This is a genomic window from Mesorhizobium sp. M0676 (assembly GCF_040320535.1).
In the GTDB taxonomy this organism is placed as follows: domain Bacteria; phylum Pseudomonadota; class Alphaproteobacteria; order Rhizobiales; family Rhizobiaceae; genus Mesorhizobium.
The window spans coordinates 95,634-114,667 of sequence record NZ_JAMYPU010000020.1 but is presented as its reverse complement, the minus strand read 5'-3'; the positions used below and the strand labels follow the sequence as shown (position 1 = coordinate 114,667).

General features: G+C 60.9%; 13 protein-coding genes and 1 pseudogene. 9 read left to right on the top strand and 5 right to left on the bottom strand.

Annotated features, from left to right (window positions below):
* Positions 1–1,927 (bottom strand): annotated as a pseudogene (locus NKI35_RS21755) (hypothetical protein); the annotation flags it as partial.
* 322 nt (positions 1,928–2,249) lie between these two features.
* On the opposite strand from NKI35_RS21755, the gene NKI35_RS21750 reads away from it, so the two are divergent.
* Positions 2,250–3,188 (top strand): transglutaminase-like cysteine peptidase, encoded by a 939-nt coding sequence (locus NKI35_RS21750; RefSeq protein WP_023687774.1) that lies wholly within the window; start codon positions 2,250–2,252, stop codon positions 3,186–3,188.
* An 85-nt stretch (positions 3,189–3,273) separates the two neighbouring features.
* Here NKI35_RS21750 and NKI35_RS21745 read toward each other — a convergent pair whose 3' ends face one another.
* Genes NKI35_RS21745 through NKI35_RS21730 form a run of 4 tightly spaced genes read right to left on the bottom strand, consistent with a single transcriptional unit; the run spans position 3,274 to position 8,856 of the window.
* Entirely contained in the window at positions 3,274–3,915 is a 642-nt protein-coding gene (locus NKI35_RS21745) for a ribbon-helix-helix domain-containing protein (RefSeq protein ID WP_023667950.1), read from the bottom strand.
* A complete protein-coding gene (locus tag NKI35_RS21740) occupies positions 3,905–5,194 on the bottom strand; it encodes an HlyD family type I secretion periplasmic adaptor subunit (RefSeq protein ID WP_023667951.1) in 1,290 nt (429 codons plus the stop codon). The genes NKI35_RS21745 and NKI35_RS21740 overlap by 11 nt, the downstream gene beginning before the upstream one ends.
* Before the next feature lie 43 nt (positions 5,195–5,237).
* Positions 5,238–7,370 carry a type I secretion system permease/ATPase gene (locus tag NKI35_RS21735; RefSeq protein ID WP_023691465.1) on the bottom strand — a complete coding sequence of 711 codons (2,133 nt, stop codon included), beginning with the start codon at positions 7,368–7,370 and terminating at the stop codon, positions 5,238–5,240.
* A 37-nt stretch (positions 7,371–7,407) separates the two neighbouring features.
* Positions 7,408–8,856, bottom strand: a complete 1,449-nt coding sequence (locus tag NKI35_RS21730) for a TolC family protein (RefSeq protein ID WP_023704343.1) — start codon at positions 8,854–8,856, stop codon at positions 7,408–7,410.
* Positions 8,857–10,478: 1,622 nt separating this feature from the next.
* Here NKI35_RS21730 and NKI35_RS21725 point away from each other — a divergent pair.
* The 8 genes from NKI35_RS21725 to NKI35_RS21690 all read left to right on the top strand — a co-directional run bounded on the left by NKI35_RS21725 (position 10,479) and on the right by NKI35_RS21690 (position 19,018).
* Positions 10,479–11,501 (top strand): LacI family DNA-binding transcriptional regulator, encoded by a 1,023-nt coding sequence (locus NKI35_RS21725; protein WP_023686868.1) that lies wholly within the window; start codon positions 10,479–10,481, stop codon positions 11,499–11,501.
* Between the two features lie 173 nt (positions 11,502–11,674).
* Positions 11,675–12,688 (top strand): SIS domain-containing protein, encoded by a 1,014-nt coding sequence (locus tag NKI35_RS21720; protein ID WP_023686869.1) that lies wholly within the window; start codon positions 11,675–11,677, stop codon positions 12,686–12,688.
* Positions 12,689–12,716: 28 nt separating this feature from the next.
* Positions 12,717–14,039 carry an ABC transporter substrate-binding protein gene (locus tag NKI35_RS21715; protein ID WP_023686870.1) on the top strand — a complete coding sequence of 441 codons (1,323 nt, stop codon included), beginning with the start codon at positions 12,717–12,719 and terminating at the stop codon, positions 14,037–14,039.
* A gap of 11 nt (positions 14,040–14,050) precedes the next feature.
* A complete protein-coding gene (locus NKI35_RS21710) occupies positions 14,051–15,010 on the top strand; it encodes a carbohydrate ABC transporter permease (protein ID WP_023682778.1) in 960 nt (319 codons plus the stop codon).
* Positions 15,007–15,867: a carbohydrate ABC transporter permease gene (locus tag NKI35_RS21705; protein WP_023686871.1), complete on the top strand. Its 861-nt coding sequence runs from the start codon at positions 15,007–15,009 to the stop codon at positions 15,865–15,867. Before NKI35_RS21710 ends, NKI35_RS21705 begins: the two co-directional genes overlap by 4 nt.
* Positions 15,868–15,888: 21 nt before the next feature.
* Positions 15,889–16,743 carry a sugar phosphate isomerase/epimerase family protein gene (locus NKI35_RS21700; RefSeq protein WP_023686872.1) on the top strand — a complete coding sequence of 285 codons (855 nt, stop codon included), beginning with the start codon at positions 15,889–15,891 and terminating at the stop codon, positions 16,741–16,743.
* Positions 16,740–17,603: a PfkB family carbohydrate kinase gene (locus NKI35_RS21695; protein WP_023686873.1), complete on the top strand. Its 864-nt coding sequence runs from the start codon at positions 16,740–16,742 to the stop codon at positions 17,601–17,603. Before NKI35_RS21700 ends, NKI35_RS21695 begins: the two co-directional genes overlap by 4 nt.
* Complete coding sequence (locus NKI35_RS21690; RefSeq protein ID WP_352627022.1) at positions 17,546–19,018, top strand: NAD(P)/FAD-dependent oxidoreductase; 1,473 nt, start codon at positions 17,546–17,548, stop codon at positions 19,016–19,018. The genes NKI35_RS21695 and NKI35_RS21690 overlap by 58 nt, the downstream gene beginning before the upstream one ends.
* Positions 19,019–19,034 lie beyond the last annotated feature (16 nt).

Sequence of the window (19,034 nt, the reverse complement as noted above, 5' to 3'; positions counted from 1 at the left end):
CCGTGATCACGTTGCCGCCGGCCGAGTACTGGCCGGCCGCGACGCTGTCAGTATCGGCAAGCGCCGTCGGCACGTCGTCGGTGATGTTGATGACCAGCGTCTTGTCGTTGTGATCGCCGTCCTGGTCGGTGACGACGACGGCGAAGTCGTCATGGGTGGTGTCGCCGGAGGTGTTGGTGGTCAGCGTGTAGGAGTAGCCGACCGTGCCGTTGGCGATGCTGGTGATGGTGAGCGTGCCGAAGCTGCCGGCAAAGGTCTGGTTGACCGCAGTCACCGCGACGCCGCCGATGGTCACCGTCGCCGGACCGTCCGGCGCCGTATAGGTGATCGAACCCGCCGTCGTCTCGGAGGTGTTGGAGTTGTTGTTGGGCAGGCCGTCGGCGCTCTCGCCCGAGCCCGCCGGCAGGCCGTCGTGCGGGGGCAGGCCGACTTCCGAGACCAGTGCCCCGGCAGCACCTGCCGCCGGAACCGTCGTCGTCACGCCGCTGTCGTCGATGTGGATGGTCAAGGTCGTGTGCGACAGGTCGCCGTCGCCGTCCTTGAGCGTGTAGGTGAAGGTGTCGTTGACGCCGCCAGGCGAGCCGGCATTGCGGGTATACGTGTAGTCGCCGTTCGACTGCAGCACCAGGTCGCCATAGGTGCCGTGGATGACGGCGTTGACGGTCGTGGCGTCGTTCAGATTGCCGCCGGTCCCGGGGGCCACGCCGGCTACCGAGGCGCCGTCGGCGCCGAGCACGTCGACGCCGGGCACCACGGTGGTGGTGCCGGCAGCCGTGATCACGTTGCCGCCGGCCGAGTACTGGCCGGCCGCGACGCTGTCAGTATCGGCAAGCGCCGTCGGCACGTCGTCGGTGATCTGGACGGACAGCGTACCCGGAAGGGAGACATCTCCGTCAGAGTCGGTGACCGTCACTGTCATGTCGTCGAAGATGGAATCGATCCCCGCGTCGGGGTGAGTCGCACTATGGACGAGCGTGTAGCTGTAGCTCACCTGGCCCGTGCTGGCGTCGTAGCCGTTGACGGTCAGCGTGTTGCCGAGCGGCGTGGTGATGTCGATCGGCGTCGATGCGCTGTTGGCAAGGGCAGCGCCCGAAATCACCTGGCCGGCGATGGTCAGCGAGCCGACACCGTCGGGCGATGTGATGGTGAAGGTGCCGGTATTGACCTCGGATTGGTCGGTATTGGGAGCAGGATCTTGCGCCTCGCCCGAGCCTTCCGACCCCGAGCTTGCCGGCAGGCCCTTTTCATTGACGATGGTGTCACCGCCATTGACGGAAGGCGTCAGGTCGAGGATGGTCGGTGTGGAATCCGGCCGCAGGCTCGGAAACAGCTCGCGGTTATCCGGCTGGCCGAACGCCAGAGCCGTGGGCGGCAACAGCGCCGAAAGACCGAACCCGTCGCCGATGCCACCGGGGGGAACCGAGAAGTCTGCGCCGGCGCTTGGGTTCGAACCGCCCGGGCCGGCCGATATCGAACCATCGGCACCGAAGGCGACATCGACGTGGCTCGCTTCAAGAGCGGCCAGCAAGGCCACGCGCGGAACTTCGACATCACCGATGATGAAGGTCGGCACGTTGAGCGCGCCATCCTTGATGAGGATGACTGAACCGTCGGCCTGTTCCAGCAACAGATTGTGGCCGTCGACCTTGATGTTGTCGATGGAGACGTCCGCCGGAAGCTTCACGATGTTGCTGGCGTCGGCCACGTATTCATGCGGCGCGGCTGCCGCCGGCGCTTTCGCCTCCGCGGGTGCTGCCGGCTGAACGGGTGCGCCACTGCCGACATCGACCGGCACCGGCTCGGCAGGCGCCGCCTGAGCGGCCTGCGCTACCTGGATGCCTGCCTGCGATGGCGAGCCGCCATGTTCATGTGAAGAGTGCTCGTCCCAAGAATTCGAGACGGTATCCAAATCGTTACTGGTCGTCATCGCCAAACCCCTCCGGCATTTCCCGGATAGAGACAGTGACGACTTCTGCTTTGCAACTGTCCCGCAATCAATTTCATATATCCCGGTATGCAAGTCTCGGCATTTTTTACGTGTGGTAAACCCGGAAGATATAATCTGATATACATTGACCGCGCCGCGCTTCGTTTATATCCGCCGGCTGAGCTGGATTGGTAAACAGAAGTATAAGTTTGAATAAAGTTTTACACAAAATAGGTATTCCCGATTGAAGGAAACTTATCCACCTTCCTTTCCAGTAATTTGAGACAAGATTGGTACCGTCCACAGTCAAGAGGTGGGCGTTATGAAAAAAGAAAAATCTGCCCTGGGAATAACCGGGCTCAGGCTCATCCTGCTGGCAATGGCGATCACAAGCCTGCCGCAGCCATCATCCGCGAAAGCAATTACCGTGAATGCCGGCGCTGCCGCTGGAGTTCTGGCGGCGGTCGAAACCCCTTCCAGTCTCGGCGGCGTTTCGCTGGCTCGGCCGCAGCCATGGCAGCCGGTTTCAGCCTACCGGATCGGCATGATTTTCAGCAGCTCTGTTGCCGTTGATGAAAAGCGTGGTTCTTCGATCGCGCCGCCCGCCGCCGGGATCGACCTGATCCAGACGGCGGCGATCATTCCCGGCGTGTTCGGTTCTGTTGCCCTGTCGATGCGCAATTTCCCGGTTTCGGCGCGCTGGGCGCCGGTCTACAAGGCAATTGTCGACTGTACCGCGAGCAGCGCGTGCGAACGCAAGAACAGCGCCTTTGCCGAGATAGTCAAGGCAGCCGGGAACAAGCGCTTCATCGACAAGTTGTCCTTCGTCAACTCAAGTATAAATCGCGCCATCGCCTACAAGAAGGACAGCGTGGTTTACGGCAAGCTCGACTACTGGGCCAAGCCCCGGGAAATCCTTGAGCGGCGGGCAGGGGACTGCGAGGATTTCGCCATCCTCAAGATGGCCGCGCTGCTGCATGCAGGCATCCCGGCGCAGAGCATGTCGCTGGTCGTCTTGCAGGATCGCAAGCGCGGTTTCTTTCATGCCGTGCTGTCGGTCAGCACCGGCAGCGGCGTCTTCATTCTCGACAGTTTGAGCAATGTAGTTTCCCGCGACACAGACCTGCCGACCTACGTGCCGCTGTATTCGTTCAGCACCGATCGCGCGTGGATCCATGGCGCGAAGACCGGTTCTGCTCAAATAGCCGATATCAAGGGCGGCCTTTCGACGGTCGCGCCTGGTGAAGGTGTGCAGCCGTAAGCTCCCATCAGAGAGTCTTGAGCGCTCTATCTCTTGTTTGACGCAATTTTCCACGGAAACCGCTCACACTTTTCCCGGAATTGCTCTAGCCGCCGAAGACGAACGCCATCAGCAGTTCCGGCTCGACCACCGGCGCCCGCACCGCGCTCAGTTGACCGCGGTAGCGGCGGTCGCCGGCGCCTATGACGAAACCGGTCGCGACCGGCGTCTCGCCATTGGCGTCGAGCCTAGCGAATATGTCGGCGACATTGAGGTCCAGCGCCAGCTTGAGATCCTGGCGCGCGTCCTCGTTCGGCGCCACCGGCAATTGCCGCCGCACCAGTTGCTGGAACGGCGCATTGAAGGTCAGGATCTTCTTCGACGATGCCAGGGCAAAGGCCGGCGAGGGACAGGCGACGAGAATGGCGCTGATGGTCTTGATCGACGCGAGCCTCTGCAAGGTGAGGTTTTGGTCGGCCAATCCACGCATGCAGGCTACGCGAATTGCCGATGTCAGGTTTCCGGCGTTGGCGTGGCTCTCTGCAATTTCCTCGATCAGTGTGCCGATCGTGCATTTGCGGCTTTCCGCCATCTGCTTCAGCGAAGTCCAGAACGCCCTCTCCAGACGAATGCCGCGGCGCGTGCCGCCACGCGCCACAACCCGGAACTCGAGACCGAAATCCTCACTCGCCAGCGGTGGCAGCAGCCGGTCGCGATCGACCGGGCGGGAGATCGCACTATCGCTCACTCATTGCCTCCTCCCGCGCCTTGTTGATTGGTTTCAGAAGGTAGGTGAGAATCGTTTTGCGTCCGGTCTTGATGTCGACCGAACAGATCATGCCGGGGATGATCGAATAGGTCTTGCCGTCGCGTGTCAGGGTCGATTTGTCGGTGGCGACACGCACCTGATAGTACGGTTCGCCGGTCTTCTGGTCGACAAGGCTGTCGGCAGTGATGTTCGACACCTTGCCTTCGATGCCGCCGAAGATCGAGAAGTCATAGGCGGTCACCTTGATCAGGGCATCCTGGCCCGGCCGGATGAAGGCGACGTCCCGCGGTGAGACCCGGGCTTCGACCAGCAGGGTCTCGGACGTCGGCACGATACCCGCGACGACCGCGCCGGGCTGGACGAAGGCGCCGACCGTGTTGATGTCAAGCGTGTTGACGATACCATCGACAGGCGAACGGATATCGGTACGCGCCACCTTGTCGGTGGCACCGCGTATCGTCTCGTCCACCACCGAGAGATCGGCCAGCGCCTGCGTCAGATCGCTGAGCGCTTCCTGTTGCAGCTGCAGGCCAAGTTCGTCGACCTGAAGCTTGGCTTCCGTGATGGCAGACCTGGCTTTCTTGATGGTCTCTCCGGCAAGCGTCAGCTGACCATTGAGCTCGGTCTGCTCGCGCTCGACGCGGAGCTGCTCGGTTCGCGCCATCAGGCCTTTCTTGACCATCGCTTCGACCAGCTTCGCCTCCTGGTCGCTGACGGCCAGGTTCTTGGTGAGGCGATCGGCATTGGCGTTGGCTTCGTCGAGTTCCTTCTCACGCTGATCGAGCCGCGACTTTAGAACCGACAGTTTGACTTCGAAGTTGTCGCGCCGCGCGATTAGCAGCTTCTGCTCGTTGTCGCAGATTTCCGGCGCCACCTTCTGGATCTCGGACGGACAGGGAAACGCGCCCTCGAGGCTGCCGGTCTGTTCGAATTGGAGCCGCGCAATGCGCGTCTGCAGCGCCCGCGCCTTGGCCTGCTGCTCGCCAAGGCTGGAAGTGTTGAAGGTGTTGTCGAGACGAATGATGAGGTCATTCTTCTTGACGACCTGACCGATCGTCACGGCGATTTCCTGAACCACGCCCGGCTCGCTGGCCTGGATGATCTGGGTCTTCGACGCCGGTATGATCTTGCCGTCGCCGCGTGCGATTTCATCGACCTCGGCGAAGGATGCCCAGGCTACCGAACTCGCAAAAAGCGCTCCGATAATGAATATCGAAGCCGACGCAAAAAGCGGCGGACGATCTTCCCTGGCTAGCATTTACCACGTCCCAACGTGCTGTATTCACGCATAATTCTGTTCGTCAGGCGCTTGTTTTCTGCAGCGCCTGTATCACTTGGTCTTTCGGTCCATCGGCAACGATCTTGCCCTGCTCGATGACAATCAGGCGGTCGGCCAGCTCGAGCATGCTGAAGCGGTGCGTCGATACGATCAGGGTCGTGTTGCGATCGAAGGCCACTTTGAGCTGCTTGATCAGCTGGCGCTCGGAAGCCAGGTCCATCGAGCCGGACGGCTCGTCCAGGAACACGATTTTCGGTTTGGTCAGCAACAGGCGGGCAATTGCCATTGTCTGCCTCTGACCGCCCGAGAGATTGGTGCCGCGCTCGCCGACATTCATGTCGTAGCCTCGCGGATGGCGGGAGACGAAGTCGTCGACGCCGGCAGCCTTGGCCGCCTCGACGATCTGCTCATCGGTCGCCTCCGGGCACGCCATCAGAAGATTTTCCTTGATGGTGCCCGAAAACAGATCGTTGGCTTGCGCGACGATCCCGACCGCGGCGCGAACCTCAGATGGGTGGTATTGGCGGATGTCGATCCCGTCCAGCAGCAGCTCGCCGGAGGTCGGCAGGAAAAGCCTGCCGATCAGCCTCCCCATGGTCGTCTTTCCCGAGCCTATGCGGCCGATGATGCCAATCCGCTCACCGGGCTTCACCGAGAAATTCAGGCCGGTCAGCACTTCGTTTTCGGAACCCGGGTAGACAAAGCCGACATTCCTGAATGCCATTGCACCGTTGCGAATGGGGCGGTTGACGAAACCAACCGTGTCCGGCCGATCCTCAGGCTGCGCCATGATCGAATTCACCATTCGCAGGGACAGCATCGCCTGGCGAAGTCTGGACAAGGTGATCGCAATCTGCCCAAGCGGGGCCACCGCCCGGCCCGCCAGCATGACGGTGCCGATGATGGCGCCGGTCGAGACATGCCCTTCCGAAAAGGCATAGGCGCCGGCCACGATCAAAGCGACGGTGACCATCTGCTGGATGGCTTGCGTTATGTTGCCGGCGGCAGCCGAAAGCTGTTTGATCTTCTCGGACGTGTTGGATGCGTTCTTGGAATGCTCCGCCCATTTTCGCAGAAGGTACGCCTCTGCCCGCAGCGATTTGATCGTTTCCAGCGTGGAGATGGATTCCACCAGCAGGGCCTGGCGCTGCGAAGCCTCGTTCATGGAAGCGGCAACGCGTTTGCCGATGCGCCGTTGCGTGATCAGCCCGACGATCACCGAGGCGACAAAGGCAATGGCCGGTATGACGACCAGCCAACCGCCTATCGCATAGATGACAAGAAGAAAGACGAAGACGAAGGCTGTGTCGATGAAGACGCTGATGGTGTTCGACGTGAAAAACTCGCGCACGAACTCGTACTGGGTCACCCGATTTGCATATTCGCCGGTTGAGCCGGGCCTTGCCGACAAGGACGAGTTCAGCACCTTCTCGAAAAGCATATAGGAGATGCGAAGATCGGCCTTGCGCCCGGCATAGTCGATCAGTGACGCTCTGGCGGTCTTCAAGAGCAGGTCGAACAGAATGACCGCGCCGATCCCGATCGACAGCACCCAGAGCGTCGATATCGCCTTGTTCGGCAAGATCCTGTCGTAGACGTTCATGGTGAAGATCGGTGAGGCAAGAGCCAGCAGATTGATGAATACCGCCGACAGGATGACCTTCGAATAGGTGCGCCAGAACGGCCCCATCGTGCCGGTCAGCCAATGACGCCGCTCGATCTTGGCCGCCGAACCGACGCTCATCGCCTCTACTGCGTTGGCATAGGTTATCGAGAAGGAAACGCCGCCACTAATATAACTTCCGGAAAACTCGGATTTGCTAATTGTCGTGCGCCCGTCTTCCTGGGGAGCGGTCGTAAATCCACCGTCCTCGGTCTGGGCAAGCAGCGCTACAGGCAACTGGCTGACGCGAAACAGAATGGCGGGAAGGTCGATGCGTCCGCGAAGAAAGTCGCGATGGCTGAATTCCGTGATTTCAAGACCGATGCGTTCGGCAAGATGCCGGATGGCGTCGATATCGATGCGGGTGTCTGACAGCGGCACGCCGGCAAACAGCACGGTCTCGGAACTCGGCCTGCCGAGGTACCCGGCAACAGCGGAGAAGCAGGCCTTGAACGCCTCTTTTGGGGAGAGGATTTTGGGTTGTGGGTTCACGATCGGCCCGCAGGACTATCGTTCGTCCTTGACCTTCCTACTTCTTTCTTACCGGTGCGAGGATGTCGAAAGGCAGATCGTTCGTCTGCTCCGACGGCGTGCGCGCATAGGTTTCGGTGTCGGCCGTTTCAGGTGCATTGAACTCGGCCTTGGCATAGGCGGTGGCCTGTTTTGCCGGCTGAAGATTCATGGTCTTCAGCAACTGCCCGGTTGCCGCCAGCAGCCGGTACTGCGCGAAAAGCGACGCGTAGGATGCGGTGTCGGCAAGCGTAGCTGTGTTGAACCGCGTGTTCTGCGCGTCGAGCACATCGAGCAGCGAGCGCTGTCCGACCTTGAACTGCTCGCGATAGGACGCCACCAGCCTTTCGTTGGCGGCAGCCTGAAGCTTCAATGTCTTTGCCAGATCGGCCTGCCGGAAGCGGCGATCCCACGACGTACGGACGGCCTCCTCGATCTCGCGCAGAACCTGGTGCAGCACAAGGCGCTGCTCGCTGGTGCGGCGAACCTGCTCTTGCTCGTTGGCTTTGTCGATGCCGCCGCGATAGAGGTTCCAGCGCAGCACCAGCCGTGCCTGCAGGTCGCTGGCGTCGCCATCGTCGCCGTCGATGTCATAGCCGCCGCGGGCGCGGCCTTCGGCGATGACGGAGGGCCCGAATTTCGCCCGCGCCGCATCCACCAGGGAGGCGGCGGCGTCGATATCGCTGTTGGCCATGTGGACGCGCGGATTGTTCTGTCGCGCCAGCCCTAGCGCGTCGTCGAGCGACCTTGGCAGCGCGCTCGAGACATCGCCTGGCCTTGACGCGTTGGTCAGCGGCTTACCGACCGTCTTGAAGAACCGTATCTTGGAAGCCTCCAGTTCTTCGGTCGCCTCCTGCATACGTGCCTTGGCAGCGAACAGCCGCTCCTCGGCCTGCTGGCGATCAGCCTCGTTCAACGCGCCGCCTGCAATACCTTGCCGGATGTCGCCGAGGATTGCCTGGTGAAAGCCCAGATTCTTCTTCGCTTCTGAAACGATCGAAGCCTGCAGCATGTATTCGAGATAGTCCTGGACGACAGACAGTCCAATGAATTCAGACCGTTCCAGCACCCGGAACGATGCGCCGTCGACCCGCGACGCCTGACGGTTCAGTTCCGCCCGCCTGGCCCCGCTGTCATAAAGCGTCTGCGTGACAACGACATCGGCTTCCGCCGGATAGAGCGCGTCATCCTCTATGGACAGCGAACGCCGGGAGGAATTGTCGAGACGACGAACCCCTGCCGACGCCTCGACATCGACGCTGGGAAGATAGAGTCCCTTCGCTTGGCGCAGCTCGAATTCGATTGCTTCGCGGTTTTCGATCGCTTGGCCAATTTCGGGGTTGGACTCCACCGCAACCGCCATCGCCTCCTGGAGAGTGAGCGCGTGAGCATTCCCACAGCTCAATATGGCGACCGTCGTCAGCAGGCCAAGGCGCTTGCCAATGGCCGGCATAACTATTGTTTTCATTTTGCCCATCCCAACGTTTCCCCGCGCCCTTATCCCCGGGCGCTACAACTCAAGCGTGATTGTTCACAAATTTACAAAATATGTGAGCGCTTATTGATTTAGTGACCGGTAAAACGCTGAGTTCAAGCCATAAATCTAAGGAATGTAGCAAAAATAGCACATAAAGATACTCAGGTGCGGTTTCTGGCAACAGCCATCCGGGTTCGCGCAGGCAAAGGAGAATGCTCCCCGGGAAGGGACCGCAGTGGCAACTTACAACCAATCTGCTCAGATAGCCTGACTATTTCTGGGGCGCATATTCATCTGCGAGCCCACATGGCAATTGGTTGGCAACAGGATGAACTTCGAGGCAAGTGAGCCCGTCCTAATCCGGCGCGTCGACTCGTAAATCCGTTCCACGGATTACAACTGCCTGCAAGCTGCCGCATGTTCGTACTTCCCAAGTCTCATCGGCCATATCGAGACGCTAGACCGTCAGCTGGTCGCGCGGCTGTTGCCACAGCTGCCGATCTGCAACCGGCCCCAATTTCCGACGTTCTGGACCTGGTCTCCCAAGGTTTGGAAAACGAGGTCAGCTATGGTCGGCAGTTCGGGGTCGCGGGAGCATACGGGAAGCTTTCAGATTTTGGCCCACGAAGAACTCAACAAAATCAACGATTTTCATTCGCCCTCCGGGCCTACCATAGCCATTGATTTTGAAACGCGCAAATGCACCTGGAGCAGTGACGGTAATTTCGAAAAGTGTTTGGCGCGGCTGTCGAACGCCACAAACTGCAAAAAATCGTCCGATTGATCCCGATAGTTGGTGAAACCTCAAAATATTTTTTGCGCCGATTTTTCCTTTAAATCAAAAGGGTAATTTTTTGACGGTTCTGGTGGCGGACTTTTTTGCTTTGATGGAAAACACTGACAGTCGTTCAATGGTTATAGGCTGTATAAACAATCGAGTGGGAATGATTCAGGCCCACTCAAACGCCGCCGAAAACACGCCAATCTGACGTAACGCGCTGAACCTTCCGCATATTCCGCGGCTATCGCAAGAGTGCCGGGCGTTGTTTGCGTACTTGGCCGACGTGTCTTTGCTTGGCAAGTTCCTTCCGCGACAAGGATCTGCTCGACAGCATTTTCGTCGCTATTGCCCATGCGGAGCCTTGGAGGATCAAAACCGGTTAGCAGCATGACGCGCACGGTTCAGAGCAAGCGACCCAGATTTCCGATTTGCTCAGAGTCCCCTAGCCTGTGGCTCTTTGTACAGCGGGCCTTGAGAGTCTAGCTCGACCTTTTTGAAAGCTCGCCTCCAATCGCTGGACGAGTTTGGCGGCAAGGCTAGTCGTCTCCATCGGTGTTATGATCGATGCCAGGGAGGCCGCCTGGACCATGGCGTGAACTCATTGCCGCATGCTGGCAGTGCAAGGCAATGAACTGACTGCACAACATGTAGGTGCATTCGTGGATCAAATTTCCAGATAGCCAAACAGCGCGCGTATCTCGATTAGGTGGCAAGGAGTTGCGAAAGCTATGTTCGCAGTTTGAGAATCGTCCGATATGCCGCACAACGATGCCGGCAAGACGAGCCGAGAATGATCTGACGCAATGTTCAGATCCAAGAAGGACGGTTACCTGTGGCCCAGAAAGGAATCACACTAAAGGACGTTGCCGCAGCGGCTAAGGTGTCGCGCGCCACGGCCGCCCGGGCGCTCAACAGCTATGGTTACGTTGGCGACGAGACGGCGCTCCGCGTGGTTGAGGCAGCCGAAAGGCTGGGCTATCGGGCCAACCTCGTCGCGCAGGCGCTGCGCAGCGGACAATTGCCGATCATAGGCTTCGTGCCCGGCGATATCCAGAATCCGTTCTTCGCCCGAATCGCGCACGACATAGAGGTGGAACTGCGCAAGCACCGCCACAATCTTCTGATTGCCAGCAGCGAGGAGAATGTAGAACAGGAGAAAGAACTGCTTGAGAGCCTTCGCTCGCTCAGCATTCGCGGCTTCATCCTTGCCCCAACGTCTGCAACCGACAGCCAGCATATTGTGCAACTGGCCCGCGAAGGCGCACCGATCGTGCTCATCGACCGCGTGGTAAAGGACCTGCAATGCGACAGCGTCGTCGTCGACAACGAGGGCGGGGCACGCGAGGCAGTGGACTATCTAGTTGGCAACGGTCACCACCGGATCGGTCTTTTGCGCGACGAGTCACGCATCTTTACGGCACAGGAACGCTTGGCTGGCTACCAAAACTCGCTCCACTCGCATGGGATCGCAATCGATGAAGCGCTCATCGGCGTATCGCGCTCGACCGTCGAGCACGCCATCGAAGCCACGATCCGCCTGTTCAGCCGGCGCAATCGCCCGACCGCACTGTTCACGGTGGACAGCCTCATGACGCAAGGCGCGCTTCTTGGCCTGCGTTCAATGGGGCTCTCGATTCCGCATGATGTGTCGGTGGTTGGCTTCGATGACTTCAACCTCGCCACGTTCACCGATCCGCAGATAACGGTCGTGGCGCAACCCATCTCCGAGATCGGACCGCTCGCCGCCAGATATCTGCTGGAGCGGCTTGCCGGCAAAAAGGTTGCACCGCGCCGTACCCGATTTCAGACCCGCTTGATCGTACGCGGATCGGTTGCCCGGCGCGCTGTGCGCTAAAGAGCAAACCCCTCGATTTCGGAGAATTTCGTCTAAAGGACTTGCCATTGGCGAAATTGCGTGCCCATTATTGCTTGTGAGATCGATCTCACATCGGAAAAACGAGCTAGACGGCCCACCGACGCCTAAGGCGGGCTAGAGGCCTGTCACATGCGAAATACAAGGAAAACGTCATGCTGAACTTCGATAGGGACCGCTTCGTGAAGATCCAAAGCGGGGCCGTCGCCGTCGCAGGTGAGGTTCGCTCACTCATGCGCACACTGCTGGCAGATGGCGTCGAGCGGCTGTTTTTCATGGGCACCGGCGGCGTGCAGCTTCTAACCTTGCCCGCGATCGAGTTGGCGCAGCGCTGTTCTACCTTCCCGGTGAGCGGTGCCTATCCGGCGCAGGTCGTGATCGATCCGCCCGCCGGTCTCGACAGCAAGGCCGTGGTGGTCATCCCGTCCTTGTCGGGCACGACCAAGGAAGGCGTCGAGCTCATGGCCTTTCTGAAAAAACGTGGTGTGCGCACGATTTCGCTCACCGGCCATTCGGATACGCCAATCGCACGGGAGGCTGACCACAATTTCACGAACTTCGCCGAAGACGACACCTCGTCGGAATCCTTCTACCTGCAGACGCTGCTGATCGTCCTGGCCCTGCTGGAAGAGCGCGGCGAATATGATGATTTTGATGGCACTGTCGCCGAACTCAAACTGCTGCCGGATCTGCTTGCCGACGCCAAGGCTGCCTTTGAGGACAGGGCGGCCGAACTGGCCCAGACAATCAAGGACGATACCTATCACATCTTCACCGGCGCCGGCTCGGTGTGGCCGGAGGCACACTATTACGGCATGTGCATCCTCGAAGAGATGCAGTGGATTCGCACCCGCCCGGTGCACGCCGCCGACTTCTTCCACGGTACGCTCGAGTTGGTCGAGCCGGGCGTCAGCGTTTTCGTGTTCAAGGGCGAAGATGCCCTTCGGCCCCTGGCCGACCGGGTCGAGAACTTCGCCAGGCGCTACACGGACCGCGTTCGCACGCTGGACGCGGCCTCGGTCAAGTTGCCGGGCATCTCCGCAAAGGTCCGCGGCATGATCTCGCCGGTTCTGCTCGCCACCTTGCTCGAGCGGCTGAGCGCCCATCTCGAGGTGCTGCGCAACCACCCGCTGACCACCCGTCGCTACTACAAACGCGTGGAATATTGATCCCCTCTTACCTCTGAAGGAGCTATCCATGAAACGTTCGCTGCAAGTCGTGGCGGTCACGGTGGCCGCGGTATCATCATTGGGGTTGTCGATAAGCGGCAGTTCCGCCGCTTCGCCGGCTGTCACGGCCGACCCAAACGCCAAGGTGGAATACACCGGCACGCTTTCGGTCCTGACCAAGTTCGGGCTGCAACAGCTGTCGCCCTATTTCGTCAACCTGGCACAGGCCTATGAGAAGCTCCATCCGGATGTGAAGGTCGAACTTATCCAGGAGAGCGACGACAGCGTGAAGGGCAAGACCAAGACGCTGGTCGCTTCCAACTCGCTGCCCGATATCTATTTCTCCTGGACAGGCAGCTGGGGTGGCAATTTCGTGCGCGGCAATCGCGCCGTTGATCTCACGCCCGTCATTGCTGCCGATACCGAGTGGGGCAAGTCGCTGTCTCCAGCCGCCGTCAAGGCGTTCCAGTACAACGGCAAGTTCTATGGCATTCCGCTTTACCAGGATGCCAAGTTCATGGGCTACAACAAGCAGATCTTCGCCAAGCTCAGCCTCAAGGCACCCGCCACTTTCGAGGACTTGCTGACCAGCTGCGACGCCATCCGCAAATCCGGCGTGACACCGATCTCCTTCGGCAACAAGGAGGCTTGGCCGGCGATCCACTTTGCAGGCCAGCTGCTCGCCTACAACGTGCCGCAGGCAACGCTGGAACGCGACTTCGATCCGGCCACCGCCCAATACAGCGATCCAGGCTATGTCGCAGCACTCAAGCAGTTCAGCCAGCTTGTCGAGCGCTGCACCGATGGCGCCGGCGTCAACGGCACATCCTATGCCTCGGCTCTCCAGGCCTTCACCAACGCCCAGTCGGCCATGTACTACCAGGAAATCATCGAGTTCGATCAGGCCGCCACGCCGGAGTCGGCGTTAAAGCCCGCCGATTTCGGATTCTTCCGGCTGCCGGTGCCCGCCGGCGCCAAGGGTGACGCCAAGTCGATCGAGGGCGCGCCGGAGGGCTACATGATCAATGCGGCATCGAAGAACATCCCGCTGGCGATCGATTTCATGAAGTTCGTGACCTCGAAGGAAAATGCGCAGGTCTTGTCTGCGCCACCCTATGGCCAGCCGAGCGCCACCATCGGCGGCGCCTCGGAATCGAACATGAGCGCGGCTGTGGTCGATGGCCTCAAGGATATCAACGCCGCCTCATACCTCATGCCCTGGCTGGATACGGCCAACCCACCGCGCGTCGCCGCCGTCTGGCTGTCCAGCCTGCAGGCGCTGGCGGGCGGCTCGATGACTCCCGAGCAAGTGATGGACGAGGTGCGCAAAGCCGCATCCGCGGCCAAATAAAGCAGGCGAGCATGGCAAGGGCCTCGGACACAGTGGACAGCGGCGCCGACATCGGCGTCGCCAGGCCGCAACGGCCAAAGAGCCGGCGGGCCTGCTTCGCCAACCTGTTGTCGTTGCGATGGGCGGCGATCGCGCTCATCCTCATCGGCTGGTTCGTCTATTATCCGATCGTCGACAATTTCATCGTCAGCACCACCGACCAGGACATCTACACCGGCGAGGTCACCAATGTCGGCCTCGCCAACTACGACCGGCTGCTGCATGACCCGGTCGTGCTGCTGGCGCTGTGGAACAACTGCCTCTACGCTCTCATCTCCGTCATCTTCCAGGTCTTCGGCGCGTTCCTGCTGGCGGCCATTATCGAGGACCTGAAAAGCGAAAGCTGGCGCCGGCTGTGGCGCGCCGTCTATTTCGTGCCGTCGGCAATCTCGATCACGGTGACCGGCCTGCTGTTTTATTTCATCTACCAGCCGCAGATCGGCTTGCTGGATGCCGCGCTCAGCCGTGTTGGACTGAGCCAGCTCGTCATGCCTTGGCTCGGCAATGAGCACACCGCCATCTATGCCATCATCGCCATGAGCCAATGGCAGGGTTTTGGCTATTCGACGCTGCTGTTCGCCATCGCCATCCAGAAGATCCCGCGCGACCTCTACGATGCCGCAACGATCGACGGCGCGGGTCCTCTTCGCCGCCTGTGGAGCATCACCTTTCCGCTGACCCGGGAAATGACGGGGTTGATGATCATCGTCACCATCACGGGCGCGTTCCAGGTGTTCAACGAGGTCATGGTGATGACCGCAGGCGGGCCCAACAACAGCAGCCAGGTGCTGGGCACGTGGCTCTACCAGAAGGCCTTCATCGAGGACAATTTCGGCTATGGCGCGGCGATCGCCGCCGTCATCTTCATGTTGACCATGCTCACAGGTGCGGCACAGCTCTGGTACACCAAGCGCCGCCGGGTGCAGCTATGAGTGCGATGGTCGCAGCCGGTCGCAGCCGGCACGTCAATGTGTGGTCGGTCATCGCCAGGACGTTGCTCTATTCATTCCTGGTCTGCCTTGGTGTCGTCGTCATCTATCCGCTGATCTGGATGGCGCTGAGCGGCTTCAAGGACAATGCGCAGATCTTCGGCGATCCCTTCGCCCTGCCCACCCATTGGTCGTGGAACAATTACGTGCAAGCGTGGAACCAGGGCGTGCGTGGCTACGTGACAGTCTCGGTGCTGGTGACCGTCGCTTCGGCCATATGCACCGTGCTGATCAGCGCCTGGACGGCTTTCGGCCTGACCCGCACCAAGATGCCGGCAAAGCCGCTGGTTATCGCCATCGTTCTGGGCGGCTTGATGCTGAGCCCCACGGTGGCGATCATTCCACTGGTGAAGATGTTGCAGGCGCTCGGTCTCTACAACACCTACTGGGCGCTGATCATTCTCTACACGGCGTTCCGTGTGCCGTTCACCACCTTCCTCATCCGCGCCTACATGCTGGATCTGCCTGAAGACATCGACGAGGCGGCGACGATGGATGGCGCCAGCGAGGGTCAGATCTTCTGGCGCATCACCTTGCCGCTGTGCCGGCCGATCATCATTTCCTGCGTCATCCTGCACGTCCTGTTCGCCTGGAACGAATATCTCTTCGCCATGATCTTCACGAGCGGCTCGGATGTGCAGACGCTGCCGGTCGGACTGACGTCGATCATGGCAACCCACGGGACCAACTATGCCGTGGTGTTCGCGGCCATGACGATCTCGGCGCTGCCTATCGTGATCGTGTTCTTTGGCGCGCAACGCTACTTCATCCGTGGCTTGGCCGAAGGCATCGGCAAATAACAATTCCCGAAAGGAGCCTTCATGCCGCAGCTCGCTGCTCATCAGCTGATCGGAGCCAATTTCAGCTTCCAGCACTTCCCCTTCGATGAGGTCGCCAGGACGATCCGAGGCTTTGGCCTGCGCGAGATCGAGCTGTGGGGGATTGCCCAGCATCTGGACCTGTTCCACGCCACGGACGCACGTGTCGAATCCGTTCGCCGGGTACTCGCCGACAACGAGCTGTCGGCCTGGTGCTTTACGCCTGAGCAGGTGTTGTATCCAATCAACATTGCCTCCGGCGACGCCGCACTGCGCCAGGACAGCATCGAGCGGTTTTGGCGTGCAGCCGACATCTGCGCGGCGCTTGGCGCCCGCTATCTCTTCCTGACGCCCGGCCGGGGCTACGAGAGCGAACCCCGGCAACCGGCATGGGACCGCGCGGTCGGTTCGATCGGCGAGATCGCCCGGCGCGCCGCCGCAAACGGGGTGCGCTGCCTGCTCGAGCCGTTGCAGCGGTTCGAGAGCAACCTCGTCAATAATGCGGCAGGCCTGCGCCAAATGCTGGATGAGGTGGGCGCCGGCAATATCGATATCGTGCTCGACACTGTCGCCATGGCCACGGCCGGCGACACCGTGGCCGGCTATGTCGACCTGTTCGGCTCGCGGCTGGCGCATGTTCATCTGGTCGACGGCACGCCAGGCGGGCATCTGGTGTGGGGGGAGGGCACGCTGCCGCTCGACCACTATGTCAGCGAACTCGCGCGCCTCGGCTATGCCGGTAAGTTCACCTTCGAGCCGTTCGGCAACGGCTCCTACGCGCTCGATCCGGTAAAAGCCTGGACACGCTGCCTTGGCGCCATCGCGCCGTATATCGATCGCGCAACGGTGCCGGCATGAGGTCGAAAAAGCTTATCGCGGTCGGGGACAATTGCCTTGATGCCTATTTGACCAACAACTTGATGACGGTGGGCGGCAATGCCTTGAATGTCGCGGCGCAATGGCGGCGCAACGGCTGGTCCGCGCGCTATTTCGGCGCCGTCGGGAACGATCCCGAAGGCGACGTGGTGCTTGCCGAACTGCAAGGTGCCGGCCTATCTCCGGACGACGTCGAACGGCGTCCCGGCGATACGGCCGTCACCTTGCTGCGCGATGAATCCGGCGACCGGAAGTTCCTGCACGAATCCTTCGGTGTGGGCGAAAACTACATGCCGGCGCCCGCGCATTATGCGGTCATCGCCGCGGCCGACTGGGTGCATCTCGGCACCAACGCCAACAAGCACCTTGTTCAACGATTGGTGACGGACCATGTGCCGTTCAGCATCGATCTATCGACCGCCCATATGGCGCTGCCGCTCGACGGTGTCCCGCTTTTGTTTGCGTCCGGACCGGACGATGTCGATGTTCCCATCGAGCCATCGCTGGGCGCGCTCAGGGCGGCCGGCGCAAGGCAGGTAGTTTTGACCTGTGGTCGACGCGGCTCCTACTTCGACGATGGCACGAATGTCGTGCATGCGCCGGCGACGCTTGTCGATGTCGTGGATACGTGTGGCGCCGGCGACAGTTTCATTGCCACTTTCCTCGCCGGCTTCCATTTCGGCGGCCTCGGCGCCCTGGAGGCATTGCACAGGGCGTCGATCGCGGCGGCGCAGACCTGCACCCATCTTGGCGGGTTTCCCCAGAGACCGCGTCCGATACCCGATTGGCTGCCAGCCAAATATGCCAGCTTCATTGTCGATGCGCAGGGAGCCCAAGCGTGAGTACAATTCGTTTGCGGCAGCCTGCGGTCGCGCTTGCATCTGACCGGTCGTTTTGGCTGCAGGACATTGCCGCCGCCCCTGCGACCGAGCCATTGCGAGGCGACGAGCGCGCCGACGTGGTGATCGTCGGTGGCGGCTATACCGGTCTGTGGACGGCGCTGCGGATCCTTGAACTTGCGCCGCAAACGCGGGTGGTGATCCTTGAAGCCGATCTGTGCGGATCGGGGGCCTCGGGGCGCAACGGCGGTCAGGTCCATTCATGGTTCGCCGAAATCGACCAGATCAGTGCGGTCGTCGGTCTCGAGGAAGCGCGCCTGCTGTGCGCCGACACGGTGGCATCGATCGCGGAGCTGAAGACGCTGCAGCAAAACGGCACCATAGACATGGACCTGAGGCTGGACGGATGGTTGTGGACAGCAAGCTCCATTGCGCAGGAAGGCGCTTGGGAGACCGCCGTGGCCTTGACGGCGGCTGTTGGAGAAAACCGTTTCAGCCCGCTGACAGCCGAGGACATTCAACGCCGCACCGGTTCATCGGCCTCCTATGTCGGCGTGGTCGAGACCACTGCCGGCACGGTCCATCCCGCCAAACTTGCCATCGGATTGCGCAAGTTGGCACTGGCACGCAGCGTCATCATCCATGAGCGCAGCCCGGTCCTCGCCATCGAACCCGGCATGACATGCACGGTGCGCACGGCGCATGGCGCGGTACGGGCTGACAAAATCGTGCTTGCCGCCAACGCCTGGCTTTCCGCGCTGCCGGAACTGCGGCGGCATCTTTATGTGGTCGGCAGCGAGGTGATTGCCACTGCCGCCGTTCCCGAACTGCTCGACAGCATCGGCTGGCGCGACGGTGCCTCGATCTGCGATTCCCAGGCCCAGGTGCTCTACTACCAGCGCACCATCGGGGGCAGGGTGGTCTTCGGTCGTGGCAGCGGCAACGTCGCCTTCAGTGGAAATTTCGGCGCCAGCTTCAACCGCAGCCCGGAGCACGGTCGCGACAATATGCGAGAGCTGCACCGGGTCTACCCCTCGCTGCGCGGTGTGGCGATCGAATATGACTGGTCGGGGCCGATCGACTGCGTGCCTGAACACGTTCCTGTCTTCGACCACCTGCGCGATCATCCCAATATCTTCTACGGCATGGGATTTAACGGCACCGGCATCGCGCAGACGCCGATAGCCGGACGCATTCTGGCGAGCCTGGTGCTCGAGCGAAAGGATCGCTGGAGCGAAAGTGGTCTGGTCGGCATCGAGCGGCGCATGTCGCTGCCGCCCGAGCCTTTGCGTTATCTCGGCGCCAGGCTTGTCCGCGCCGCGATGCGCCGCAAGAACGAGGCCGAGATCCGCAACCGAAAGGCGGGCAGGATCACCAATCTTCTGGCGGCCCTGAAGCCAGGCAGGCCCAAGAAGTAGCCGGGCATCTGGCTCA

Coding starts and splice junctions, on each gene's coding strand:
- NKI35_RS21750 (WP_023687774.1), top strand. CDS start 2,250: ATGAAAAAAGAAAAATCTGCCCTGGGAATAACCGGGCTCAGGCTCATC.
- NKI35_RS21740 (WP_023667951.1), bottom strand. CDS start 5,194: ATGCTAGCCAGGGAAGATCGTCCGCCGCTTTTTGCGTCGGCTTCGATA.
- NKI35_RS21730 (WP_023704343.1), bottom strand. CDS start 8,856: ATGAAAACAATAGTTATGCCGGCCATTGGCAAGCGCCTTGGCCTGCTG.
- NKI35_RS21720 (WP_023686869.1), top strand. CDS start 11,675: ATGCTGAACTTCGATAGGGACCGCTTCGTGAAGATCCAAAGCGGGGCC.
- NKI35_RS21715 (WP_023686870.1), top strand. CDS start 12,717: ATGAAACGTTCGCTGCAAGTCGTGGCGGTCACGGTGGCCGCGGTATCA.
- NKI35_RS21710 (WP_023682778.1), top strand. CDS start 14,051: ATGGCAAGGGCCTCGGACACAGTGGACAGCGGCGCCGACATCGGCGTC.
- NKI35_RS21705 (WP_023686871.1), top strand. CDS start 15,007: ATGAGTGCGATGGTCGCAGCCGGTCGCAGCCGGCACGTCAATGTGTGG.
- NKI35_RS21700 (WP_023686872.1), top strand. CDS start 15,889: ATGCCGCAGCTCGCTGCTCATCAGCTGATCGGAGCCAATTTCAGCTTC.
- NKI35_RS21695 (WP_023686873.1), top strand. CDS start 16,740: ATGAGGTCGAAAAAGCTTATCGCGGTCGGGGACAATTGCCTTGATGCC.